The sequence below is a fragment of the Arthrobacter sp. P2b genome, from assembly GCF_900168295.1.
GTDB lineage: Bacteria > Actinomycetota > Actinomycetes > Actinomycetales > Micrococcaceae > Arthrobacter.
In genome coordinates this window covers 184,663-205,939 of the sequence record NZ_FVZL01000003.1, presented here as the reverse complement: position 1 = coordinate 205,939, position 21,277 = coordinate 184,663, and the positions used below count along the sequence as shown (strand labels likewise).

Below are 21,277 nucleotides of genomic sequence, written 5' to 3'. Positions count from 1 at the left end.
CCCTGAGACTACCCAGTAACCACAGTGCCCAAAAACGGAGTGGACAACGCGGCCGAGAACCACGCCCGTGCTATGAGTTGTTCGCATGGCCGCTGCTGGGTTGCTCTGGCGGTGGCTGCAGTGGCCGTAGTTATGACTTCTGCGGGAAAGACGCATTTATCAGTCACTGCATCTTTTCCAGCCGCGGGTCGACTTCGACGGAAGACTCGGTCTGTGCTTGTTCCTCCGACGTTGCCGCGTCGGCCACGAGTTGGTCGATGCGTGCAGAGTCAGCTTTTGCGGCTTTAGTGCGTCGACGTGTTGGACGGTGCCGCTAGGGCTTTCTCTGCCTGTTCAGTTGGCGGGCAAGTGTTGAGGCCCTCGATCCCGGTAGCCTGCAGCAGGTCCGGGCGCAGGTAGCGCTGCACGACGTATTTTTCCGTCAATGAGTTGGCGATGGGTGTTGCCGCGGCTCCGGTGATCACGCCCTGTCCTTCGCTTTCGCACAGGAACCCGACCTTAGGTGGAGGCATCCCCCTCCGGGAAGTTTGGAGGCCAGCTTGAGTCGCCGTCCACAAGCGTTTCCAACGCCCTACCTACCAAGGGAATACCAAGGGTCCGTACCAAAACCAGGCTGATCCAAGCTGATTTATGCAAAACTGCCCGACTGGCGAAACAACGAAAGAACCCCGCCGTTCCCCTTGTAAACACTGGGAACTACGGGGTTCTAGCTGGTGGCTCCGACCGGCGTCGATCCGGTGACCTTTCGATTTTCAGACGGAGGTTCTACTTCAACTGCTCAAGGCAGAACTCCTGGCTGCAGTAGGAAGTTTTAGCGACGGGACCGCTATCCCCTGGTGGGTCCCTCTAAGCCCGCCTGAGGCCCTGATGGGCAGCAGGCCAGGACAAGACGACCCGGCGGAGCTTCGAGCCCCAGAGGGCCGACAAGGGCCTTCCTGCGCCCGCACAGCCCCGCGCAGGGCTGCGAGCAGCCATTTAACAGCCACCTCGCGGAGAATGTGGCTCTCTTTTAGGGAATTCCAGAGACAAGTCTTCTACACGGGTAGGTCCGGTAAAAAGGAAAACCCCCGGAATCTCGGGGATTCCGGGGGTTTAGCCTGTAGCGGTGGGGAGGCTCGATCTCCCGACCTCACGATTATGAGTCGTGCGCTCTAACCAACTGAGCTACACCGCCACGAATGAGAAAAACCTGCGTCAAGCCGGTCAAAACCGCCTTGACACAGGCCCTCATTCAGAGCCCCCCACCGGAATCGATCCGGTGACCTCGTTCTTACCAAGAACGCGCTCTACCACTGAGCTAGGGGGGCAACGAGTAAATACTCTACCGGAAGATTTTCCCACCAACAAATCGGCTCCGCGGGCGGAAGGGAAGCGGCGCAACAGTTGCGATTCTCCCCTTCATGGGGTCGCTTTTCCGCGCCATTACAGGGATTCCGGGGCCACCAGCCAGCACCTCCCGGACGCCAAGGGCCGCGCGCAGACCCGCCAGATGCGTGAAGTGTGGCGAGTCCCACACCGAAAAGTTTTTATCCGCTCACGGCATCAATGCGGGGTCACTTCCGGCCCAATTCCAGGCGCGGCACGGGCCACGAGTGACCCCGCGTTGTCCTGGGCCGCCGGCGACGTCACCCGCTGCGGGAAAGGCAAGGACCGGACGACGCCGGGGGCCACCCGCCGTCGTGCGTTAAATGCCGATGGGCCGGCTCGAAAGCCGGCCCATCGGGGATGTCAGACTACCTGACGGTTACCACTTGCCCTTGCGGTTGAAGTCGCGGTGTCCGCCCTCGTTGCCGCGGGGCTTGCGGGAGCCGTCGCCGTGGCCGCCGAAGCGGGAGTCACTGGACTGGCCACGGTCGCCGAAGGAGCGCTCGGAACGTTCGCTGTAGGAGCGGCCGCCGCGGTCCGCGGAGGTGCGCTCGCCGTCGTTCTTGCGGAACTCCTTCTTGAACCCGCCGCTGCCCTTGAAGTTGCCGCCACGGTCGCCGCCGCGGTTGCCCTGGTAGGCGCCGCGTTCGCCCGAGGGCTTGCGTCCGTTATCGAGCTCGAGGTGGATCAGCTCGCCGCCGATCCGGGTGCGGGACAGGGCACGCAGCTGCTCGGGGCTCAGGTCCGCGGGCAGCTCCACCAGGGAGTGGTCCGAGCGGATGTCGATGCCGCCGATCTGCGCCGAGGAGATGCCGCCCTCGTTGGCGATGGCGCCCACGATGGAACCGGGCATGACGCGCTGGCGGCGTCCCACGGCGATCCGGTAGGTGGCGTTGCCCTCGGTGAGCGCACGGGTGGGGCCGCGGGAGCCGAAGCCGTCCTTGGAGCGCTCGCGCTTCTGGAACTCGGGAGCTGCGGGGAGCTCCTTGACCAGCAGCGGCTGTCCGCCCTGGGCCATCACGGCAAGGGCGGCTGCGATCTCCGAGGCCGGAACGTTGTGCTCTTCCTCGTAGGACGCGATGAGGTCGCGGAACGGAGCCACGTCCTCGGAGGCCAGGGTCTCCGTGATGCGCTCGGCAAACTTGCCCAGGCGCAGCGTGTTCACGGTCTCCGCCGTGGGCAGGTGCATCTGCTCCACCGGCTGGCGGGTGGCCTTCTCGATGGAACGCAGCAGGTACTTCTCGCGCGGCGTCATGAAGAGAATCGCGTCACCCGAACGGCCTGCACGGCCGGTACGGCCGATGCGGTGCACGTAGGACTCGGTGTCATGCGGGATGTCGTAGTTGATGACGTGGCTGATGCGCTCCACGTCAAGGCCACGGGCTGCGACGTCGGTGGCCACGAGGATGTCGATGCGGCCTTCCTTCAGCGCGTCCACAGTGCGTTCACGCTGCTGCTGCGGGATGTCACCGTTGATGGCGGCCGCCTGGAAACCACGGGACTTCAGCTTGTCGGCGAGGTCCTCGGTAGCCATCTTGGTCCGCACGAAGGCAATAACGCCGTCGAACTCTTCAACCTCGAGGATGCGGGTCATCGCATCGAGCTTGTGCGGGCCCATGACCTGCAGGTACCGCTGGCGGGTGTTGGCGCCGGTGGTGGTCTTGGACTTGACGGAGATCTCGGCCGGGTTGTTCAGGTACTGCTTGGACATGCGGCGGATCTGGCTCGGCATGGTGGCAGAGAACAGTGCAACCTGGCGGTCCTCGGGCGTCTGCTGGAAGATCTGCTCAACATCGTCCGCGAAGCCCATGCGGAGCATTTCGTCAGCCTCGTCCAGCACCAGGTACTGGAGCTCGGACAGGTCAAGGGAGCCCTTGGCGATGTGGTCGATCACGCGGCCGGGGGTACCCACAACCACCTGGGCGCCGCGGCGCAGGCCTGCGAGCTGGGGGCCGTAGGCGGAGCCGCCGTAGACGGGAAGGACGGTGAAGTCGTCGATGTGCTTGGCGTAGGAAGTGAAGGCCTCGGCAACCTGGAGCGCGAGCTCACGGGTGGGAGCCAGCACCAGGGCCTGCGTCTTGCGGGACGGGCCGTTGAGGTCGTGGAGCTCTGCCAGGCGGGACAGTGCCGGTACTGCGAATGCTGCAGTCTTACCGGTGCCGGTCTGGGCGAGGCCCACAACGTCGCGGCCTTCAAGCAGCAGCGGGATGGTTGCTGCCTGGATGGGGGACGGCTTTTCGTAGCCGACGTCCTGCAGGGCGGCCAGGACGCGGCCGTCGATGCCGAGGTCGGCGAACTTGATGCCTTCTTCATCGTCTTCCTCAACCTTGGCGGCGGGAGCGGACGTCTCTGCGGCGGGTGCGGCGGGTTCTGCTGCCGGGGCAGCGGCTTCTTCAGCGGGCTCTGCTGCGGGGGCAACGGCCTCGGTGAATTCGACAGCCGCGGTGGGGGCGTCGTTCACGGTGTTCGGGGTGTCGACGGAGTCGTTGTAATTTTCGGGCATAGGGAAATATTCCTCATCCATAGGGGGCCAGGCGGCACTACCCGAGGTGAGCGGAGCCGCAGTACGTGTGCCGTGGATGCCGGGCAAACATTGACCGGCCGGTCACAGAAGTCCGGCGCTTTCGCAATCCCGTGGCAGGACTTCGCGCTGCATCTCTTGGCTGCTATCCCAGCAGTCTGTACAGCGTTTTCTTTAGCCGGCTCTCCCTATGAAAATGCCCGCATCGCTTGTGCGGGCCCCAACACTTGCCAGTCCTGCCTCAAAAATTGGGCAGGAATAAGGGATTTCCGGAGTGGGGGATGTTTCAAGTGTACGGTACGGAAGGTGCGCACCGGAAATCAGGCGGCCGACGGCGGCGGTGAGCTTGCGCACACGGTGCGCCTCCGCCGTCGTACTTTCCCCCGCTAGCCGCGGAGCTGCCGCTGGAGCGCCTCGAACTTCTTGGTGAATTCCGGCTGCTGCAGACGGATCTCGCCGTCGGCGTCAGCATCCTTGAGCGCTTCCATGGCCTCCACGTCCGGCTCGCTGAACCACCGGCCGATCGTGACGCCGTGCCGGGGAACGAAGGTCCGGTGGATATGGTCGCCGGCCTGGATGGTTCCGGTGCGGATCACCCGGAGGTAGGCGCCCACCCTGCCCTCATCGGTGAAGCGTTTGACGAATCCGCGCTCCCCCAGCCGCCGTTGGAAGGTGGCGCAGGGGGTGCGGGGGGACGTGACTTCCAGTTCGACGCCGAGCCCGATCTTCCAGCGCTCTCCGATCACGGCGGAGGTGGCGTCGATGCCTGTTACCCGGAGGTTCTCGCCGAAGATGCCCGGCGGCACGTCACGCTGGAGCTCGGCGGCCCAATAGTCGGCGTCGGCCTGGGAATAGGCGTAGATGGCCTGGTCCGGGCCGCCGTGGTGGACCCGGTTTGCCTGGATGTCTCCCTGCAGGCCCAGCCGGTGCACCTTGATTGGCCCTTCCACGGGTCGCTTGTCAATCGCCGTCACGCCCACGTTCGAAGCGTCGGGCAGGAGCTGGTGGACACGGCAGACGGCAAGCACGGACGCGGTTTCCATGGCTCCAGTGTAGGGTCCCGGACCCGTGCCGGACCGGATGGGCAGCGCTCCCCCGTTTCCCGCTCGCAGCCCCGGCCGGCAAGGACTACGCTGAATTGAAGATTTGCATTTGGGGGTGCAGCGCTGTGCCCAATTTCCGTGGACAACAGAGGGGGGACACCGTGGACCCGAACACCGGGGATCCGAAGGATCCGGAGCGCGAGCCGGGCAGCGCCCAGGGCGCCGGCGGGGGCAGCAGCCCCAAGCCTCCCCCATGGCAGGTACCTAAACCGGAACTCCGCCCGGAACTGCTCAACGAACCCGTCACCCCGGTGGACCCGTTTGCCCGGGACCGGGAGAAGCAGCTTAACGAGGCGGCGGCCCGGAAGAAGCGCTCCCAGCGGCGCACCGTCGTCGTCGGCCTTGGCGTGACCGCCCTGCTGGCCGGCACCATCACCGCAGTGGTTGCCAGCAACCAGGACGAACCCGAATACGCGCAGGTGTGCTTCAACGATGAAACCGGCGAGCGCGTCGAGGATGCCAGCTGCGACAGTTCTGCAGGGAGGGCCGGCGGCATCTACGCCTGGTACTTCTTCTCCCGTGGCGCCTACGTTCCGGCAGTGGGACAGAACCGGTCCACGGCTCCCAACTACACCCGGACCGTGCCCAGCGGCGCGAAAGCCTCAACGGGCTACACCACCCAGGGCGGCACCGTCAGCAGGGGCGGCTTCGGCACCAGCGCCAAAAGCGGAACCAGCGGTGGCGGCGGCGGCAAAGTCTCGGGGGGCTGAGCGTGAAGCGGTTGCCCTCTGAACCCAGGCCGGGCTGGAAGCAGAAGATCGAAGAGCAGGGCCTGGTTTTCTCCACAACCACCATGGATGACGGACGGAAGATCGAATACTGGAACGAATCCGCCTACTACGAGTTCACCATGGACGAGGTGGAAGCCCTCGAGGAGACAGCCGAAGAGATGCACCGGATGTGCATCGAGGCGGCAAAATTCCTTGCCACCGGAGCCATGGGCACCATCGGCATCGGTCGGCAGGCATTGGAGCTGGCCGCTGAATCCCTGCAGGCCGGCGACGTGGACGTCTATGGCCGGTTCGACTTCATCTACGACGGGCAGGGCGGCCCGGCGAAGATGCTCGAATACAACGCCGACACCCCCACCGGCCTGATCGAGGCCGCAGTGGCGCAGTGGTTCTGGCTGCAGGACGTCTTCCCGGAGAAGGACCAGTGGAATGGCATCCATGAAGCCCTGATCCGGCAGTGGAAGAAGTTCCAGTACCGCACCGGCATGAGCACCCTCCACGTGGCGCACTCGGAGGTGGAGGAATCCGGTGAAGACTGGATGACCGCGGCCTACATGCGGGATGTCGCCAGCCAGGCTGGATGGACCACCATCGGGATCAACATGTCCGATATTGGCTGGGACCCCAACCTCAACCGCTTCGTGGACCTGGACAACTTCATGATCAGCACCATCTTCAAGCTGTATCCGTGGGAGCTGATGATGAAGGAGCCGTTCGGGCACCGGCTGCTGGAACGCGCGCACAACCCCCGCTGGGTGGAGCCTGCCTGGAAGATGCTGCTCTCCAACAAGGCCCTCCTGGCCGCCCTCTGGCACCTGTACCCGGAGCACCCCAACCTGCTGCCCGCCTACCTTAACGAGCCGGGGCCGCTGAAGGAATGGGTGGCCAAGCCACTGCACGGCCGTGAAGGCGACAACATCAAGATCCACGCCGAAGGCATCAACCTGGAACAGCCGGGCGGGTACGGCCGCGAGGGCTGGTGCTACCAGCAGTACCACCCGCTGCCGGACTTCGACGGCAACCATCCCGTCCTGGGCCTGTGGGTGGTGGACGGCGAATCCGTAGGCTGCGGCATCCGCGAATCGGACGGCCCCGTCACCGACTACTTCTGCCGCTTCGTGCCCAACACCATCGACGCGCCGGCACCCCTTTCGGCTGCGGCCTCCTCCAGCAAAGCAGGTATCCAACTATGAGCACAGACACCACGACGGCGGGCGGCCAGGGCGGAGCGCCCGGCACCCCGGTCCCCGCCAAGGGACTGCGCGCCGGAATCCTGGACCTTGGTGACTCCGTCATGCTGGGCCTGGCCTCCACGGCGCCGGTGTACTCGCTTGCCGCTACGCTGGGCCTCATCGTGGCGGTCAACGGGAACTACACTCCGCTGATCCTGCTCATCGGGTTCATCCCTGTCCTGTTCATCGCCTACGCCTTCCGCGAGCTGAACAGCGCCATCCCGGACTGCGGCACCACCTTCACCTGGTCCCGCCGCGCCTTCGGGCCCTGGGCCGGCTGGCTGGGCGGCTGGGGTGTGGCGCTCGCCGGCATCGTGGTCCTGGCCAACCTCGCGCAGGTGGCCGGCCAGTACCTCTGGCTTCTGGTGGGCGACGGGGCGCTGGCGGAAAACAAGATCCTGGTCACCGCCACCGGCGTGCTGTTCATCGCCGTGATGACCCTGGTCAACTACCGCGGCATCAGGCTGGGCGAGCACGTCCAGCGGGTACTGACCTACGTGCAATACATCGCCCTGGGAATCTTCGCGCTGGCCATCGTGGTCCGGATCGTCGGCGGGGCGCCGGAGGGGCAGGCATTCGACCTTGAATGGTTCAACCCCGCCGGCGCCTTCGCCGATCCCGGGGCGGTGGTGCACGGGGCGCTCCTGGCACTGTTCATCTACTGGGGCTGGGATACCTGCCTGGCCGTGAACGAGGAAACGGAGAACCCGTCCGTCACGCCGGGCCGCGGTGCCGTCATCTCGGCCTTTGTCCTGGTAGCCATCTACGTCTCCGTGGCCCTGCTGGTGATGATGTACGCCACCGTGGGCAGCGAGGGAATCGGCCTGGGCAACGAGGCCAACCAGGACGATGTGTTCGTGGCCATGAAGGACGTCGTGCTCGGCCCGTGGGGCTGGCTGATCGTCGTCGCTGTCCTGGCATCGGTGCTGTCCTCCACGCAGACCACCATCCTGCCCACCGCCCGCGGAACGCTGTCGATGGGGGTGCATGGTGCGCTGCCTGCCAGGTTCGGCAGGGTCCATCCGCGGAACCAAACCCCCGGCTTTTCCACCCAGGTGATGGGCGCGGCAGCCATCGCCTACTACGTGGCCATGAGCTTCCTCAGCGAAAACCTGCTCTCGGATTCCATCAGCTCCATCAGCCTCTTCATCGCCTTCTACTACGCCCTCACCGGTTTCGCCTGCTTCTGGTACTTCCGGGGCACCCTGCGCGAGTCGGCCCGTAACCTCTGGTTCCGCGGGATCCTGCCGCTGGTTGGCGCGCTGCTCCTGACAGGCGCGTTCTTTGTCTCGGCCGTGCAGATGTGGGACCCGGCCTACGGCGATACCGAGATCTTCGGTGTCGGCGGGGCGTTCATCAGCGGTGTGGTGTTGCTGGCGCTGGGTGTGGTGCTGGCCGTCGTCTGCCGGTTCCTGCCCTCCACCCGCGGCTACTTCACGGGCAAGCCCACGGCCGTGACCTCCGCCGCGACCACGGCATAGGCCCCTGATGACCGACGCAGCCGAACTATCAGCCAGTCCCGACCCGTCCGATGTCCTGGACCTGGATGTACTCCTGACCGCGGAAGAATTGGCAGTGCGCCAGAAGATCCGCGACTTCACGGACCAGCGGATCCGGCCCGGGATCGCCGCCTGGTACGACGCCGCCGTGTTCCCGCTGGAGCTTGCCCCTGAACTTGGCCGGCTGGGCGTCCTGGGGATGCACCTGCAGGGCTATGGGTGCCCCGGGAGGTCCGCCGTCGAATACGGCCTGGCTGCGATGGAACTGGAGGCGGGCGATTCCGGGATCCGCACGTTCGTTTCGGTGCAGGGTTCCCTGGCCATGACCGCCATCCACAAGTGGGGTTCCGAGGAGCAGAAACAGGAATGGCTGCCCCGGATGGCGGCCGGCGAAGTCATTGGATGTTTTGCCCTGACCGAACCGACGGCCGGTTCCGACCCCTCCTCCATGACCACCGTCGCCCGCCGTGACGGCGCCGGAGACCAGGCAGGCTGGGTGCTGGACGGCGCCAAGCGTTGGATCGGGCTGGCGTCAGTGGCGGGCGTCATGGTGGTGTGGGCCAGGACCGACGACGGCGTTCGCGGCTTCCTGGTCCTCGCCGGCACCCCGGGCGTGACGGCCACTCCCATCACGCAGAAATTGTCCATGCGGGCCTCCATCCAATGCGATGTGGTGTTCGACGGCGTCCGGCTGGGACCCGAGGCCCTGCTGCCGGCCGCCCGTGGCCTGGGCGCTCCGCTCACCTGCCTGAACGAGGCACGGTACGGCATCGCCTGGGGCGCGATGGGGGCTGCGCGGGATTCCTACCAGGCGGCACTGGCGTACTCGCAGGAGCGGCTGCAGTTCGGCAAGCCGCTGGCCGGATATCAGCTGACCCAGGAGAAGCTGGTCAACATGCTGGTGGAGATCCAGAAGGGCACGCTGCTGGCACTGCACCTCGGACGGCTCAAGGACGCGGGAACGCTGAGGCCCGAGCAGATCTCGCTGGGGAAGCTGAACAACGTCCGGGAGGCGTTGGCCATCGCCCGCGAAGCCCGCTCCATCCTGGGTGGCAACGGCATCACACTGGACTACCCGCCGCTGCGGCACGCCGCCAACCTGGAGTCGGTGCGAACCTATGAGGGCACCGACGAAGTCCACACCCTGATCCTCGGCCAGCACATCACCGGCCTCGGCGCCTTCCGCTGACCCACCCCAAGTAAGTAGCGCTATCTGTCGTTTTGAGTGGTCAAAACGACAGATAGCGCTACCTAGTTGGGCGGGAACCGTGGAAGGTGGGCCGGGCACCTAGGCCGAGAAGCCGCCGTCGGACTTGATCAGCTGGCCGGACACCCAGCGGCCTGCCGGCGAGAGCAGGAAGGCTGCGGTGCCGGCAACGTCAGCGGGAGTGCCCAGCCGGCCGGTGGGCTGGCGTTCGACGACGGCCTGCCGGATGTCGTCCGTCATCCAGCCCGTGTCCACCGGACCCGGGTTGAGGACGTTGGCGGAGATGCCCTGCGGACCCAGCTCGCGGGCCGCCGCGATCACGATCCTGTCCAGCGCGCCCTTTGACGCGCCGTAGGGAAGGTTGAACGCTGTGTGGTCACTGGTCAGCGCAACGATCGCGCCGCCGTCGTCCGTTGCCTGCCGCGCGAACGCGGCAATCAGCTGCCAGCTGGCCCGGGTGTTCACGGCGAAATGCCGCTCGAAGGATTCCAGGCTGGTGTCCAGGATTCCTGAGTCCACGGACTCCGCGTGGCTGAGCACCATCCCCTGCAGCGGTCCCGCAAGCGAAACGGCCTCCGCTACCAGCCGGTCCGGGACGCCGGGGTCCTGCAGGTCGGCGGACAGGACGTGGACCCGGGCGCCGATGGCTTCGAGCTCGGCGGTCAGCCGGATGACGTCCTCGGGTTCACTCCCCCACGGCATCCGCTCGTCGTACTCCTGCCAATAGGACAGGACCAGGTCCCAGCCGTCGGCCGCGAGCTGGCGGGCAATGCCGGCGGCGATGCCCGCCAGCCGTCCGGCACCCGTGATCAGGGCAGTGTTGCGCACAGCGCCTTGCGAAGGGGTTTCCATGGCACCAGCGTAATAGGCCATTCGCCTAGGGCACCGGGACCGGCTCTTCGCGCGGGGCGGCATGCCGGCGGATCGTGGCGCTGATGACCGCCGCGATGGTGCACATGGCCGCCGCGCCGAACCACGCGTACGTGTATTGGCCCGTCGCGTCCCGGATGAACCCGGCGCCCAGGGCGGCAGCGGCCGCTCCGAGCTGGTGTGCCGCGAAGACCCAGCCGAAGACCACGCTGCCGTCCGCTTCGAAGGTTTCCCGGCAGATGGCGGCCGTCGGCGGGACGGTGGCAACCCAGTCCAGGCCGTAGATCACCACAAACACAATCATGCTGGGCTGCACTTCGGCGCTCAGCAGCAGCGGCAGCACCAGCAGGCCGATGCCCCGGAACTGGTAATAGACGGCAAGCAGGATGCGTGGGTTGAAGCGGTCGGTCAGCCAGCCGGACGCGATGGTCCCCACAATGTCAAAGATCCCGACGACGGCAAGCAGGCCCGCGGCGGTGGTTTCCGGCATGCCGTGGTCATGGGCGGACGGGATGAAGTGGGTGCCGATCAGCCCGTTGGTGGTTGCCCCGCAGATCGCGAAGCCCGCCACCAGCGCCCAGAAGGTCCGGACCCGGCTGGCCCGCCGGAGTACCTGCAGCGCGCGCATCGCCGCATTGCCGCGCGGGGCTGCGTCTCCGGAGGTGGCTTCAGTGGCCGGCGCTGCGGCGGCTGGTTCCGCTCCGTACGGCAGGACGCCGACGTCGGCCGGGGAGTTCTTGAGGAACTTCAGCACCAGCGGGACTACTGCCAGGGCACCTGCGGCGATGAGCAGCGAGGCCTGCCGCCAGCCGGGATCCTGCGCGAGCACCGCGATGAACGGCAGGAAGACCAGCTGGCCTGCCGCGCTGCCGGCCGTCAGGATGCCGATCACCAGCCCCCGGCTCTTCACGAACCAGGTGTTGGCGATGGTGGCGGCGAAGACCAGTGCCATGGACCCGGTGCCCAGCCCGATCAGCAATCCCCAGGTAAGGAGGATCTGCCAGGACTGGTTTACCAGCACGGTCAGGGCACTGCCGGCGCCGATCAACACCAGCGCCGTGGCCGTGACCTTCCGGATGCCGAAGCGTTCCATCAGGGCAGCGGCAAAGGGTGCCGTGAGGCCGAAGAGGACCAGGTTGATGCTGACCGCCGCGGACAGCACGGTGGTGGACCAGCCGAACTCCTGCTGCAGGGGGACCATGAGGACGCCCGGGGCGGCGCGGAACCCGGCGGCTCCCACCAGGGCGAGGAAGGCCACGCCCGCCACAATCCAGGCAGGGTGCAGCCGGCGCCGCGGGCTTGGGCGAACTGTTGTTTCGTCCGGCACACCGGCTTCATCGGGAAGGGTGCTCATGCTGCAGCTTCCTTCCGGACCGCGGCGGTCGAGAGCGGGACGGGCTGCTCCGACCTGGACTGGCTGTGCCAGCTGGTGTTGGCGGCGGTGAGCCGCTCGCCGCACCCGGTGCAGGTGTCCGCGGAGCTGGTCCGCTTCCCGCAGCCCGAATGGATCACGTACATATGGGCCTTGTCCGAGGGGGCCGGAAGATGCTTTTCCGCCCAGATGGTCACGGCATTCAGGACCGGCAGGGCATCCTCGCCCATGGGGGTGAGGACATATTCCTGGCGGGTGCGGCCGCCGTCGTCGTACGCCTTCTTCTCCAGGAGCCCGGACTCCACCAAGCCGGCCAGGCGCTTGGTGAGCACCGAGTCCGCAACTTCCAGGCGGGCCTTGATGGCGTCAAAGCGCCCGTTGCCGAAAAAGACTTCGCGGAGGACAAGGATGGTCCACGGGTCGCCCAGGATGTCCAGGCCCCGGGCCATACTGCACGTACGCCGGGACCAGTCAGATCGAAGTGCCATACGGGCACCCTAGCTGACTTCTTTGAAGAAAGCCAGGCACTCGCCGAAATGGCACTTCGCGGCAATCTCTGCCGGAAACATTGCCGTGAAGTGCAATCTCGCGGTGTCGGACACGACTTACGGGATGGAGGTGAAGGCCTGCTCCAGGTCCGCGATCAGGTCCTCCACGTCCTCGATGCCGCAGGACAGGCGAAGCAGGTTGACGGGAACGGCCAGCTCGGTGCCCTTGACCGAGGCGTGGGTCATCTCGGACGGGTAATTCATCAGGGACTCGATGCCGCCCAACGACTCCGCCAGCACGAACACGGACGTGGACTCGGCCACCTTCCGCGCCGCCGCCTCGCCGCCCTTGAACTGGACGGAGACCATGCCGCCGAAGCTCCGCATCTGCTTCTTCGCGAGCTCGTGGCCGGGGTGGCTGGGCAGCCCCGGGTACAGGACCGCCTCCACCTCCGGGCGTTCCAGCAGCCATTCGGCAACGGCCTGGCCGTTGAGGCTGTGCCGGTCCATCCGTACACCCAGGGTCTTCAGGCCGCGGGTGGTCAGGAAGGCGTCCATGGGGCCGGACACCGCGCCGACCGCGAACTGGACGAAGCCGATCTTCTCGGCCAGCTCCGCGTCCTTGACCACCACGGCGCCGCCCACCACGTCGGAGTGCCCGCCGATGTATTTGGTGGTGGAGTGGACCACAACGTCGGCACCCAGGGCGAGCGGTGTCTGCAGGTAGGGGGACGCGAAGGTGTTGTCGACCACCAGGAAGGCCCCGGCGTCGTGCGCTATGTCCGCGAGCGCGGCGATGTCGGTGATCTTCATGAGCGGGTTGGACGGGGTTTCCACCCACACGAATCGGGTCCTGTTGGCGGCGACGGCCTGCCGGACGGTATCCAGGTTGGCCATGTCCACGGGAGTGTTGCCGATCCCCCAGTCGCCGAGGACCCGGCTGATGAGCCGGTAGGTTCCGCCGTAGGCGTCATTGCCCAGCACGATGTGGTCACCGGGCCGGGTCAGCGCGCGGATCAGCGCATCCTCCGCCGCGAGACCCGAGCTGAAGCTGTAGGCGTGGGTGCCCAGCTCCAGGGCGGCCAGCTGTTCCTGCAGCGCGTCCCGCGTGGGGTTGCCGCCGCGGCCGTACTCATAGCCGTCGCGGAGTCCGCCGATGCCGTCCTGCGCATAGGTGGTGCTGAAGTGCAGCGGCGGCACCACTGCCCCGGTGCGGGGTTCGAAAGCCTGGCCGGCGTGCACGGCTCGGGTGTTGAAACCTTGGTTTTCAGAGGCGGACATCATGCTCCTTATCGGGTGAGCAGTTCGGGGAAGCAGGTTCAGTTGCTGAGGTAGGCCAGCAGGTCGTGCCTGGTGAGGATGCCCACCGGCGCGCCCACGAACGTGACCATGACGGTGTCCACATCGGAGAGGAGCTCCCTGGCCGCGGAGATGGTTTCCAGCGATCCGATCACCGGCAGCTTGGGCCCCATGTGTTCGGAGATCTTGTCCGTCAGCTTGGCCTCGCCGCGGAAAAGCTTGGCGGTCAGGGTGCGTTCGTCCACCGCGCCCAGGACCTCGCCCATGACCACCGGCGGTTCCTGCGACAGGACAGGGATGTGGCTGACGCCGAACTCGTTCATGATGTTGATGACATCGCGGACGGACTCGTTCGGGTGGATGTGCACCAGGTCCGGCAGTTCGCCGTTCTTGGACTTGATGACCTCACCCACGGACGTCTCTTCCCCGCCGGAGAGGAAGCCGTAGGAGCGCATCCACTGGTCGTTGAAGATTTTCGCCAGGTAGCCGCGGCCGGAGTCCGGCAGGATCACGACGACGACGGCGCTCTCCGGCAGGTCCCGTGCCGCCTGCAGCGCGGCCACCACGGCCATGCCGGAGGAGCCGCCCACCAGCAGGCCTTCCTCACGGGCGAGGCGGCGGGTCATGGCGAAGGAGTCGGCGTCGCTGACGGCGATCACCTGGTCCGGGACGGACTTGTCATAGTTCGCCGGCCACATGTCCTCACCCACGCCTTCGACGAAGTACGGGCGCCCGGTGCCGCCGGAGTAGACCGATCCTTCGGGGTCGGCGCCGATGATCCGGACCAGGCCGCCGTCGGACTCCGGCCTGTCGGCCGAGACCTCCTTGAGGTAGCGGCCGGTGCCGGTGATGGTCCCGCCGGTGCCGGCGCCGATCACGCAGTGGGTGACTTTGCCGTCGGTGTCGCGCCAGATCTCCGGACCCGTGGTGCGGTAGTGGCTGGCCGGGGCGGCAGGGTTGGAGAACTGGTCCGGCTTGTAGGCGCCGGGGGTCTCGCGGACCAGCCGGTCCGAAACGCCGTAGTAGCTTTGCGGGCTGTCCGGTGGCACCGCGGTGGGCGTGACCACCACTTCGGCGCCGTAGGCCTGGAGTACGGCGCGTTTGTCCTCGCCCACCTTGTCCGGGACCACGAACACGCACTTGTAGCCCTTCTGCTGGGCCACGAGCGCCAGGCCCACTCCGGTGTTGCCCGAGGTGGGTTCCACGATGGTGCCGCCGGGCTGCAGCCTGCCCTCCCGTTCGGCATCCTCAATCATCTGCGCCGCAATGCGGTCCTTGATGGAACCGCCCGGGTTCAGGTACTCCAGCTTGACCAGGACGGTGGCCTTGACGCCGTCGGTCACGTGGTTGAGTTTGATGAGCGGGGTATTGCCGATGAGGTCCAGGATGGACTGGGCGTACTTCATAGGTACAAAGCTACCGCTTACTGCCCGGTGGCCTGCCCCGCCTGCCCTGCCTCCTCCGGCGGAAGGTTTTCCCACAGGCCCATCACGTTGCCCTCGGTGTCCTTGAAGTACGCGAAGGAGCCCATCCCGGGAATGGTTTCCCTGGGTTTCACCACGGCTCCGCCCATCGATTCAACGGTTTGCAGGGTGGCGTTGATGTCCGGCACGTCAATGGTGATGACCGGGTTCTTGAGGTCCGGTTCCCGGGCCATCAGGCCTCCGTTGATGGCGCCTGCTTCCGTGGGCTGCCCGGTGGACTCGTCCATCGGAGTAGTGACCACCATGTTGTAGTCCATGCCGGGGACGGGATCGATCCGCCAGCCGAGGGCCTCCTGGTAGAACTTCCTGGCCCGCTCCTGATCGTCCGCGGGGATTTCGAAATGTACCACTGCACCCAATGCGCTCACCTGCCGGATTGTAGGAAAGGCGCAGCGATTCCGCGCCACACGCTGGAGTCTAGTCCCGGATGGAGCGTTGGATAAGGGTGTTTTTGCCGGTTGCCGGAGCACGTCCGGCAGCGTTGTCGGCCCCGCGTGGGACGATGGAGGCATGACCATCGCAGAGGCACCTCCCCGGCTGGCCGCTGCCGCCGACGTCTCCCTGCGCTGGTATCCGGGTGGCCCCTTCAGCCTGGGCCGGACCCTCGGACCACTCCTGCGCGGCACCAGCGATCCGTCGTTCAGTATCCAGGGCGATGTCATCTGGAATGCGTATACAACGCCGGACGGTCCGGCCACGCTGCGGCTCAGCCCGGCGGGCGGTGGCGACGGCCCCAGTGCCGTGGCTGAACCTTTCGTGGACGTCCAGGCGTGGGGTCCGGGTGCTGCCGCCGCAGTGGAGGCAGTCCCACGGCTCCTGGGGGCTGACGATGACTGGCGCGCCTTTGACGAGCCCGCCTTCCACGCCACCCTCCCGCTCATGGTCCGGGAAGCACGGCGCCGGAGCCTGGCCCTGCGCCTTCCCGCGAGTGGCCGCATGGTGGACCAGCTGGTGCCCATCATTCTCGAGCAGAAGGTGACGGTGATCGAGGCGAGGCGGGCCTACCGGTACCTGGTGCACCGGTACGGCACACCGCCTCCGCGGGCCGGCGCCTCCACCCCTGCCGGCCTGGTGGTTGCACCCACCGCCGCGCAGTGGCTGCAGATCCCCAGCTGGGAATGGCACAAGGCAGGTGTAGGACCCCAGCGCTCGGCAACGGTCATGCGCGCGCTGCGTTCCGCCGTCGCGCTTGAACGCCTGGCAGCCCTGCCGGCCCGTGAGGCCTCGGCGAAGATGCAGACCATCCCCGGCATCGGCATCTGGACCGCCGCGGAAGTGGTGCAGCGGACGCACGGCTGCCCGGACTCCATTTCCGTGGGTGACTACCATCTGGCCGCTTATGTGGGGGCGGCTTTGACCGGGCGCAGGACTGACGACGCCGGCATGCTCCGGCTGCTGGAACCGTGGACGGGGCAGCGGCAGCGCGTGGTCCGGATGATCCAGAGCACCGGCTTCCGCAAACCCACCTTCGGCCCGCGGATGACCATCCAGGACCACCGCCGGCACTAAGGCCCGGCAGAACGTCCTGCCTGGACGGGAATGCGTGGACGGGCACGTCCTGCGGGAGTAGCGTGGCGCAAGGAGCCCGTCCCGGAGCCCCGCCCCGCACCTCTGGAGTCAGCATGATCCACACGGAAAAGCTCACCAAGACCTTCACGGTGAAGAAGGAAACAGTAGAAGCCGTCAAGGGCGTCAATATCGATGTTGCCCGGGGCGAACTGGTGGCCTTCCTGGGTCCCAACGGCGCGGGAAAGTCCACCACGCTGCGGATGCTCACCACCCTGCTTCGGCCCACCTCCGGCATGGCCACCGTCGCCGGCGTAAACGTCACCGAGGACCCGGCGGGAGTGCGCGCGCGGATCGGGTACATCGGCCAGGGCAACGGCGGAGGGCACAGCTTCCGGGTCATTGACGAGCTGGTGATGCAGGGCCGCTTCTACGGGATGAATTCCGCGGACGCATCGGCCCGCGCGCAGGAGCTGTTGAAATCCCTCGATCTCGCCGACCTCGCAAAACGCACTGTGGTGAAACTGTCCGGCGGCCAGCGGCGCCGGATGGACGTGGCGCTGGGCCTGATGCATTCCCCGCAGCTCCTGTTCCTGGACGAGCCGTCCACCGGCATGGACCCGCAGAACCGGGCCAATCTGTGGGAGCACATCATGCGGATGCGCGAGGAGAACGGCACAACCATCGTCCTGACCACGCATTACATGGACGAGGCGGATTCGATGTCAGAGCGGGTGATCGTCATAGACCACGGCCAGATCATCGCCGATGACACCGCATCCCGGCTGAAGGCCAACCTGGCAGGTGACTTGCTTGCGGTGGAGGTCGCCGCGGACGCAGCGCCTGACGTGCGGGGGCTGCTGGGGCGTGCTGCAGCGGGCGGCGAGGTACAGGAAAACCGGCTCGACGGCGTGGTGACGTTCCGGCTCCGCCTGCCGGAAGGTGCCCGTCTGGCACCTGCGCTCCTGAAGGAAATGCACGACGCCGGCGCTCCCGCCCAGTCCCTGGAGCTGAAGCCGCCGACCCTGGACGACGTGTTCCTGGAACTGACCGGCCGCAACCTGAGGGAAGGGGCGAACCGCTGATGACTTCGCTCGCCGCGTCAGAGGTCCGGGAGAAGCCCGGCCTCGGCCGGATCCTCCGCGACACCAAATACGTGTTCTGGCGCGAGATGCTGCTGCCCCTGCGGGACCCGTTCTCGCTGATCTTCTCGCTGATCCAGCCGCTGGTGTTCCTGGGGCTGTTCGGTCCGCTGCTGGGAGCGGCCGTGGGCGCGCCGGCATTCGGCGGCCAGTCCACGCTCCAGTGGTTCCTGCCCGGCGTGGTGGTGATGATTGCCCTGTTCGGCACGTCCATGACCGGGTCCAACCTGCAGTATGAACTGATGACAGGCTCCTACGAGCGGATCCTGGCCACGCCGCTGTCCAGGTCGTCGCTGATGATCGGCCGGGCCCTGAAGGAGTGGGCGCCGCTGGTGGTCCAGGGGCTGCTGATAGCGCTGGTGTGCATTCCGTTCGGTTTCGTCTTCTACCCCCTGCACGTGCTGATCGGCCTGGTGATCCTGGGGATTTTCGGGATCGGACTGGGCGCCCTTTCCTACGCCCTGGCGCTCGTGTCGCAGAACAAGGAGTGGATTTTCTGGGGCGTCCAGCAGACACTGCTGTTCCCGCTGATGATCCTCTCCGGCATCATGCTCCCCATCGAAGCCGGGCCGGCCTGGATGAAGACCGCAAGCCTCTTCAACCCCTTGACCTACCTGGTCAACGCTGAACGGGAACTCTTCGCCGGCAGCTTCGGGACGGACACCCTCCTTGGCCTGCTCGCCGCCTCGGTGACGGCCGCCGTCGGACTCGTTGTTGGCGTGAAGGCCATCAACCGGAACATCAAGTAACCACTTCTTAAAGCAACGCGGGGTCACTCCTGGCCCAATAAACCCTCGCAGAATCATACGGTCGTTGCAGTTAGAGCCCCAGCCGTGCCACGGCTTCCTCGCGCATCTCCACCTTGCGGACCTTTCCGGACACCGTCATCGGGAAGCTGTCCCACACCTCGACGTAGCGCGGGATCTTGTAATGCGCCAGGTGCCCGCGGCAGAACCCGGCAACGGCATCGGAGTTCAACGGCTCTGCCCCGGGCTTGAGGATGATGCAGGCCATCAGCTCCTCGCCGTACTTGTCGTCCGGGACGCCGATCACCTGCACATCCCTAATGGCCGGGTGCGTGTAGAGGAACTCCTCGATTTCCCGCGGGTAGATGTTTTCACCGCCGCGGATCACCATGTCCTTGATCCGGCCCTCGATGATCACAAATCCTTCATCGTCCATCCGGGCCAGGTCTCCGGTGTGCATCCAGCCGTCCGCGTCGATCACTTGGGCGGTCTTCTCCGGCTGGTTCCAGTACCCGGCCATGACCGCATAACCGCGGGTGAGCAGTTCACCGATCTGCCCGCGTCCCAGGACCTCACCGGAGGCAGGATCCACGATCTTGCTCTCCAGGTGCGGCATGGTCCGGCCCACCGTCTCCGTCCGGTGCTGCAGCGTGTCCCCCTGCCGCGTCATCGTGGAAACCGGCGACGTTTCGGTCATGCCGTAGCAGATGGCCACATCCTTCATGTTCATGTCGGAAATGACCCGGTTCATCACTTCGATGGGGCACAGCGAGCCCGCCATGACGCCGGTGCGGAGGGTGGACAGGTCGTATGAGGCGAAGTCCGGGAGGGCGAGCTCGGCGATGAACATGGTGGGCACGCCGTACAGGGACGTCCCGCCGAAGTCCTGCACCGCCTCCAGTGCTGCCGCCGGCGAAAATCCCCGCCCGGGAATGATGGTGGCCGCGCCGTGGCTCAGCGCGTTCAGATTCCCGATCACCATGCCGAAGCAGTGGTAGAACGGCACCGGGATCACTACCCGGTCATGCTCGGTGTAGCCCAGCAGTTCCCCGATGACGTAGCCGTTGTTCAGGATGTTGTGGTGGGTCAGGGTGGCGCCCTTCGGGAAGCCTGTGGTGCCGGAGGTGTACTGCAGGTTGATGGGGTCGTTCGGGCTCAGTTCCGCCATCCGGGCCTTAAGTAGGGAATGCCCGACGCCGTCCGCCCTCTTCAGCAGTTCGGCGTACGTCAGTTCCGCGTCAGTGAGTGGTGTCGCGCCGTCGTCGCGCCCGTCGCCTCCTGGCCCCGGGAGAAACACGAGTTCGCGCAGCCCGGGGCATTCGGCAAGCACATGGCGGGCCATGCCCACGTAGTCGCTGTTCCGGTCCGACGGCGCCGTCACCAGCATCCGCGTGCCGTTCTGCTTCACCACGAACTCGAGCTCATGGCTGCGGTAGGCGGGGTTGACGTTCACCAGGATGGCGCCGGCCTTGGCAGTGGCATACTGCAGCAGCGTCCACTCGGCGCAGTTGGGGCTCCAGATTCCCACCCGGTCCCCTTTGGCGATGCCCACGGCGAGGAGCGCACGGGCCAGCCGGTCGACGTCGTCGTTCATCTTGGCGTAGCTCCACCGCCGGGCGTCCGCACCCGGCACCGGCCCCGCCTCGATGAGGGCGTCGTGGTACGGAAACCGTGCCACAACCCGCTCAAAGTTCGCGCCGATGGTCTCTTCGAGCAGTGGAACGTCAGTGTCCCCGGCTGTATAAGCACGCATGGTGGCACGCTACCAACACGTCCCCGGCAAAAGAAGCATTCAGGCTGGCCCGGCGCAACAGAACCTGGGCAGGGGCAGGAGGCCGGTATTGTGAAATCCATGAGTGCACCCATCGACCTGCAGGCAACGTTCATCCCCAACGACGGCGAGTTTTTCCGCGTGAAGCTCGCCCTGGAAATCGCCATCGACGAGGTGGTGAACGAGCCGGGCTGCATCCGCTACGAACTGACGGAAGCCACCGAGGAGAAGCTGGTCCTGACCGAGCAGTGGGCCTCCGAAGAGGATCTGGACAAGCACTCCAAGGGCATCGCCGTGCAGGACCTGAACGAATCGTTGAGCGCACTGCTCGCCGAGCCGGTCAAGGTGGAACGAATCTAGCCCGGTTTAAACAAATGCGGGACCTCCCCTGTGGGAGGTCCCGCATTTGTTTGTGTCAGAAGAAATCAGGCGTCGGGGATCTGGGAGCCGTCCTGCGGCCCGGCCGGCTTGCTGGCGGCTGCGGCTTCCTCCCGCTGGCGTGCCACGTGGGCGTGGACTTCTTCCATGTCCAGAGCCTTCACGGCGTCCACCACCTGTTCGAGCTGCTGGGCGTTCAGTGCGCCGGGCTGCGAGAACACCAGCACCTTTTCGCGGAATGCCATCAGCGTGGGGATGGACGAGATGCCGGCCTCGGCGGCGAGCTGCTGCTCAGCCTCCGTGTCCACCTTGGTGAAGAGGACATCCGGGTGCTTCTCAGAGACAGCCGAGTAGGTGGGGCCAAACTGCTTGCAGGGACCGCACCATTCAGCCCAAAAATCGACCAGGACAATGTCATTGCCTTCGATGGTTGATGCGAACTGTTCACCGGTGATGTCAAGGGTAGCCATGAGTCAACGGTACGCGGGACGCCCCGTGATTGTCGCGGCTGTTCGCTGCCCGCGTCATCGGGAATAACCCCGGCCGGGTCGTATACACGCCGT

General features: G+C 66.2%; 19 protein-coding genes and 2 tRNA genes. 8 read left to right on the top strand and 13 right to left on the bottom strand.

What is annotated here, in order from left to right; translation table 11 throughout:
- Positions 1–284: 284 nt before the first annotated feature.
- The 5 genes from B5520_RS08215 to B5520_RS08195 all read right to left on the bottom strand — a co-directional run bounded on the left by B5520_RS08215 (position 285) and on the right by B5520_RS08195 (position 4,929).
- On the bottom strand, positions 285–512 hold the full coding sequence (locus tag B5520_RS08215) for a hypothetical protein (RefSeq protein ID WP_104443458.1): 228 nt from the start codon (positions 510–512) through the stop codon (positions 285–287).
- A 588-nt stretch (positions 513–1,100) separates the two neighbouring features.
- A tRNA-Met gene (locus tag B5520_RS08210) sits at positions 1,101–1,174 on the bottom strand.
- Positions 1,175–1,235: 61 nt separating this feature from the next.
- Positions 1,236–1,307: transfer RNA gene (locus tag B5520_RS08205), tRNA-Thr, on the bottom strand.
- A gap of 437 nt (positions 1,308–1,744) precedes the next feature.
- The gene (locus B5520_RS08200; RefSeq protein ID WP_079596586.1) at positions 1,745–3,868 is read right to left on the bottom strand and encodes a DEAD/DEAH box helicase; all 2,124 of its coding nucleotides are present in this window, start codon (positions 3,866–3,868) and stop codon (positions 1,745–1,747) included.
- Between the two features lie 404 nt (positions 3,869–4,272).
- Positions 4,273–4,929, bottom strand: coding sequence for an MOSC domain-containing protein (locus tag B5520_RS08195; protein ID WP_079596585.1), 657 nt, complete (start codon positions 4,927–4,929; stop codon positions 4,273–4,275).
- Positions 4,930–5,090: 161 nt separating this feature from the next.
- On the opposite strand from B5520_RS08195, the gene B5520_RS08190 reads away from it, so the two are divergent.
- The 4 genes from B5520_RS08190 to B5520_RS08175 are packed head-to-tail and all read left to right on the top strand — an operon-like array spanning position 5,091 to position 9,640.
- The gene (locus B5520_RS08190) at positions 5,091–5,699 is read left to right on the top strand and encodes a Tat pathway signal protein (protein ID WP_079596584.1); all 609 of its coding nucleotides are present in this window, start codon (positions 5,091–5,093) and stop codon (positions 5,697–5,699) included.
- A 2-nt stretch (positions 5,700–5,701) separates the two neighbouring features.
- Positions 5,702–6,913 carry a glutathionylspermidine synthase family protein gene (locus tag B5520_RS08185; RefSeq protein ID WP_079596583.1) on the top strand — a complete coding sequence of 404 codons (1,212 nt, stop codon included), beginning with the start codon at positions 5,702–5,704 and terminating at the stop codon, positions 6,911–6,913.
- On the top strand, positions 6,910–8,433 hold the full coding sequence (locus tag B5520_RS08180; protein WP_079596582.1) for an APC family permease: 1,524 nt from the start codon (positions 6,910–6,912) through the stop codon (positions 8,431–8,433). Before B5520_RS08185 ends, B5520_RS08180 begins: the two co-directional genes overlap by 4 nt.
- Positions 8,434–8,440: 7 nt before the next feature.
- Positions 8,441–9,640, top strand: coding sequence for an acyl-CoA dehydrogenase family protein (locus tag B5520_RS08175; RefSeq protein ID WP_079596581.1), 1,200 nt, complete (start codon positions 8,441–8,443; stop codon positions 9,638–9,640).
- Between the two features lie 99 nt (positions 9,641–9,739).
- Here B5520_RS08175 and B5520_RS08170 read toward each other — a convergent pair whose 3' ends face one another.
- The 6 genes from B5520_RS08170 to B5520_RS08145 form a co-directional block, all read right to left on the bottom strand.
- Positions 9,740–10,510, bottom strand: a complete 771-nt coding sequence (locus B5520_RS08170) for an SDR family oxidoreductase (RefSeq protein ID WP_079596725.1) — start codon at positions 10,508–10,510, stop codon at positions 9,740–9,742.
- 25 nt (positions 10,511–10,535) lie between these two features.
- Positions 10,536–11,882, bottom strand: a complete 1,347-nt coding sequence (locus B5520_RS08165; RefSeq protein ID WP_079596580.1) for an MFS transporter — start codon at positions 11,880–11,882, stop codon at positions 10,536–10,538.
- Positions 11,879–12,388: a winged helix-turn-helix transcriptional regulator gene (locus B5520_RS08160; protein WP_079596579.1), complete on the bottom strand. Its 510-nt coding sequence runs from the start codon at positions 12,386–12,388 to the stop codon at positions 11,879–11,881. The genes B5520_RS08165 and B5520_RS08160 overlap by 4 nt, the downstream gene beginning before the upstream one ends.
- A 117-nt stretch (positions 12,389–12,505) precedes the next feature.
- Entirely contained in the window at positions 12,506–13,669 is a 1,164-nt protein-coding gene (locus B5520_RS08155) for a cystathionine gamma-synthase (protein WP_079596578.1), read from the bottom strand.
- Between the two features lie 38 nt (positions 13,670–13,707).
- A complete protein-coding gene (locus B5520_RS08150) occupies positions 13,708–15,093 on the bottom strand; it encodes a cystathionine beta-synthase (RefSeq protein WP_079596577.1) in 1,386 nt (461 codons plus the stop codon).
- Between the two features lie 17 nt (positions 15,094–15,110).
- Complete coding sequence (locus B5520_RS08145; RefSeq protein WP_176156827.1) at positions 15,111–15,530, bottom strand: VOC family protein; 420 nt, start codon at positions 15,528–15,530, stop codon at positions 15,111–15,113.
- A gap of 151 nt (positions 15,531–15,681) precedes the next feature.
- On the opposite strand from B5520_RS08145, the gene B5520_RS08140 reads away from it, so the two are divergent.
- The 3 genes from B5520_RS08140 (at position 15,682) to B5520_RS08130 (ending at position 18,568) form a co-directional block, all read left to right on the top strand.
- On the top strand, positions 15,682–16,680 hold the full coding sequence (locus tag B5520_RS08140) for a DNA-3-methyladenine glycosylase family protein (RefSeq protein ID WP_079596575.1): 999 nt from the start codon (positions 15,682–15,684) through the stop codon (positions 16,678–16,680).
- A 113-nt stretch (positions 16,681–16,793) separates the two neighbouring features.
- Positions 16,794–17,762 carry an ATP-binding cassette domain-containing protein gene (locus tag B5520_RS08135; RefSeq protein WP_079596574.1) on the top strand — a complete coding sequence of 323 codons (969 nt, stop codon included), beginning with the start codon at positions 16,794–16,796 and terminating at the stop codon, positions 17,760–17,762.
- On the top strand, positions 17,762–18,568 hold the full coding sequence (locus B5520_RS08130) for an ABC transporter permease (protein WP_079596573.1): 807 nt from the start codon (positions 17,762–17,764) through the stop codon (positions 18,566–18,568). Before B5520_RS08135 ends, B5520_RS08130 begins: the two co-directional genes overlap by 1 nt.
- Before the next feature lie 70 nt (positions 18,569–18,638).
- Here the strand turns inward: B5520_RS08130 and B5520_RS08125 are convergent, their stop codons facing one another.
- Positions 18,639–20,318, bottom strand: a complete 1,680-nt coding sequence (locus B5520_RS08125) for an AMP-binding protein (RefSeq protein WP_079596572.1) — start codon at positions 20,316–20,318, stop codon at positions 18,639–18,641.
- A 99-nt stretch (positions 20,319–20,417) separates the two neighbouring features.
- Here B5520_RS08125 and B5520_RS08120 point away from each other — a divergent pair, with 99 nt between their 5' ends.
- Positions 20,418–20,696 carry a putative quinol monooxygenase gene (locus tag B5520_RS08120; protein WP_079596724.1) on the top strand — a complete coding sequence of 93 codons (279 nt, stop codon included), beginning with the start codon at positions 20,418–20,420 and terminating at the stop codon, positions 20,694–20,696.
- Positions 20,697–20,761: 65 nt separating this feature from the next.
- On the opposite strand, the gene B5520_RS08115 is transcribed toward B5520_RS08120, so the two are convergent.
- On the bottom strand, positions 20,762–21,184 hold the full coding sequence (locus B5520_RS08115) for a thioredoxin family protein (RefSeq protein WP_079596571.1): 423 nt from the start codon (positions 21,182–21,184) through the stop codon (positions 20,762–20,764).
- Positions 21,185–21,277: the final 93 nt, after the last annotated feature.

Coding starts and splice junctions, on each gene's coding strand:
- B5520_RS08115 (WP_079596571.1), bottom strand. CDS start 21,184: ATGGCTACCCTTGACATCACCGGTGAACAGTTCGCATCAACCATCGAA.
- B5520_RS08150 (WP_079596577.1), bottom strand. CDS start 15,093: ATGAAGTACGCCCAGTCCATCCTGGACCTCATCGGCAATACCCCGCTC.
- B5520_RS08180 (WP_079596582.1), top strand. CDS start 6,910: ATGAGCACAGACACCACGACGGCGGGCGGCCAGGGCGGAGCGCCCGGC.
- B5520_RS08140 (WP_079596575.1), top strand. CDS start 15,682: ATGACCATCGCAGAGGCACCTCCCCGGCTGGCCGCTGCCGCCGACGTC.
- B5520_RS08130 (WP_079596573.1), top strand. CDS start 17,762: ATGACTTCGCTCGCCGCGTCAGAGGTCCGGGAGAAGCCCGGCCTCGGC.
- B5520_RS08200 (WP_079596586.1), bottom strand. CDS start 3,868: ATGCCCGAAAATTACAACGACTCCGTCGACACCCCGAACACCGTGAAC.
- B5520_RS08195 (WP_079596585.1), bottom strand. CDS start 4,929: ATGGAAACCGCGTCCGTGCTTGCCGTCTGCCGTGTCCACCAGCTCCTG.
- B5520_RS08170 (WP_079596725.1), bottom strand. CDS start 10,510: ATGGAAACCCCTTCGCAAGGCGCTGTGCGCAACACTGCCCTGATCACG.
- B5520_RS08215 (WP_104443458.1), bottom strand. CDS start 512: ATGCCTCCACCTAAGGTCGGGTTCCTGTGCGAAAGCGAAGGACAGGGC.
- B5520_RS08160 (WP_079596579.1), bottom strand. CDS start 12,388: ATGGCACTTCGATCTGACTGGTCCCGGCGTACGTGCAGTATGGCCCGG.
- B5520_RS08120 (WP_079596724.1), top strand. CDS start 20,418: ATGAGTGCACCCATCGACCTGCAGGCAACGTTCATCCCCAACGACGGC.
- B5520_RS08135 (WP_079596574.1), top strand. CDS start 16,794: ATGATCCACACGGAAAAGCTCACCAAGACCTTCACGGTGAAGAAGGAA.
- B5520_RS08175 (WP_079596581.1), top strand. CDS start 8,441: ATGACCGACGCAGCCGAACTATCAGCCAGTCCCGACCCGTCCGATGTC.
- B5520_RS08155 (WP_079596578.1), bottom strand. CDS start 13,669: ATGTCCGCCTCTGAAAACCAAGGTTTCAACACCCGAGCCGTGCACGCC.
- B5520_RS08165 (WP_079596580.1), bottom strand. CDS start 11,882: ATGAGCACCCTTCCCGATGAAGCCGGTGTGCCGGACGAAACAACAGTT.
- B5520_RS08125 (WP_079596572.1), bottom strand. CDS start 20,318: ATGCGTGCTTATACAGCCGGGGACACTGACGTTCCACTGCTCGAAGAG.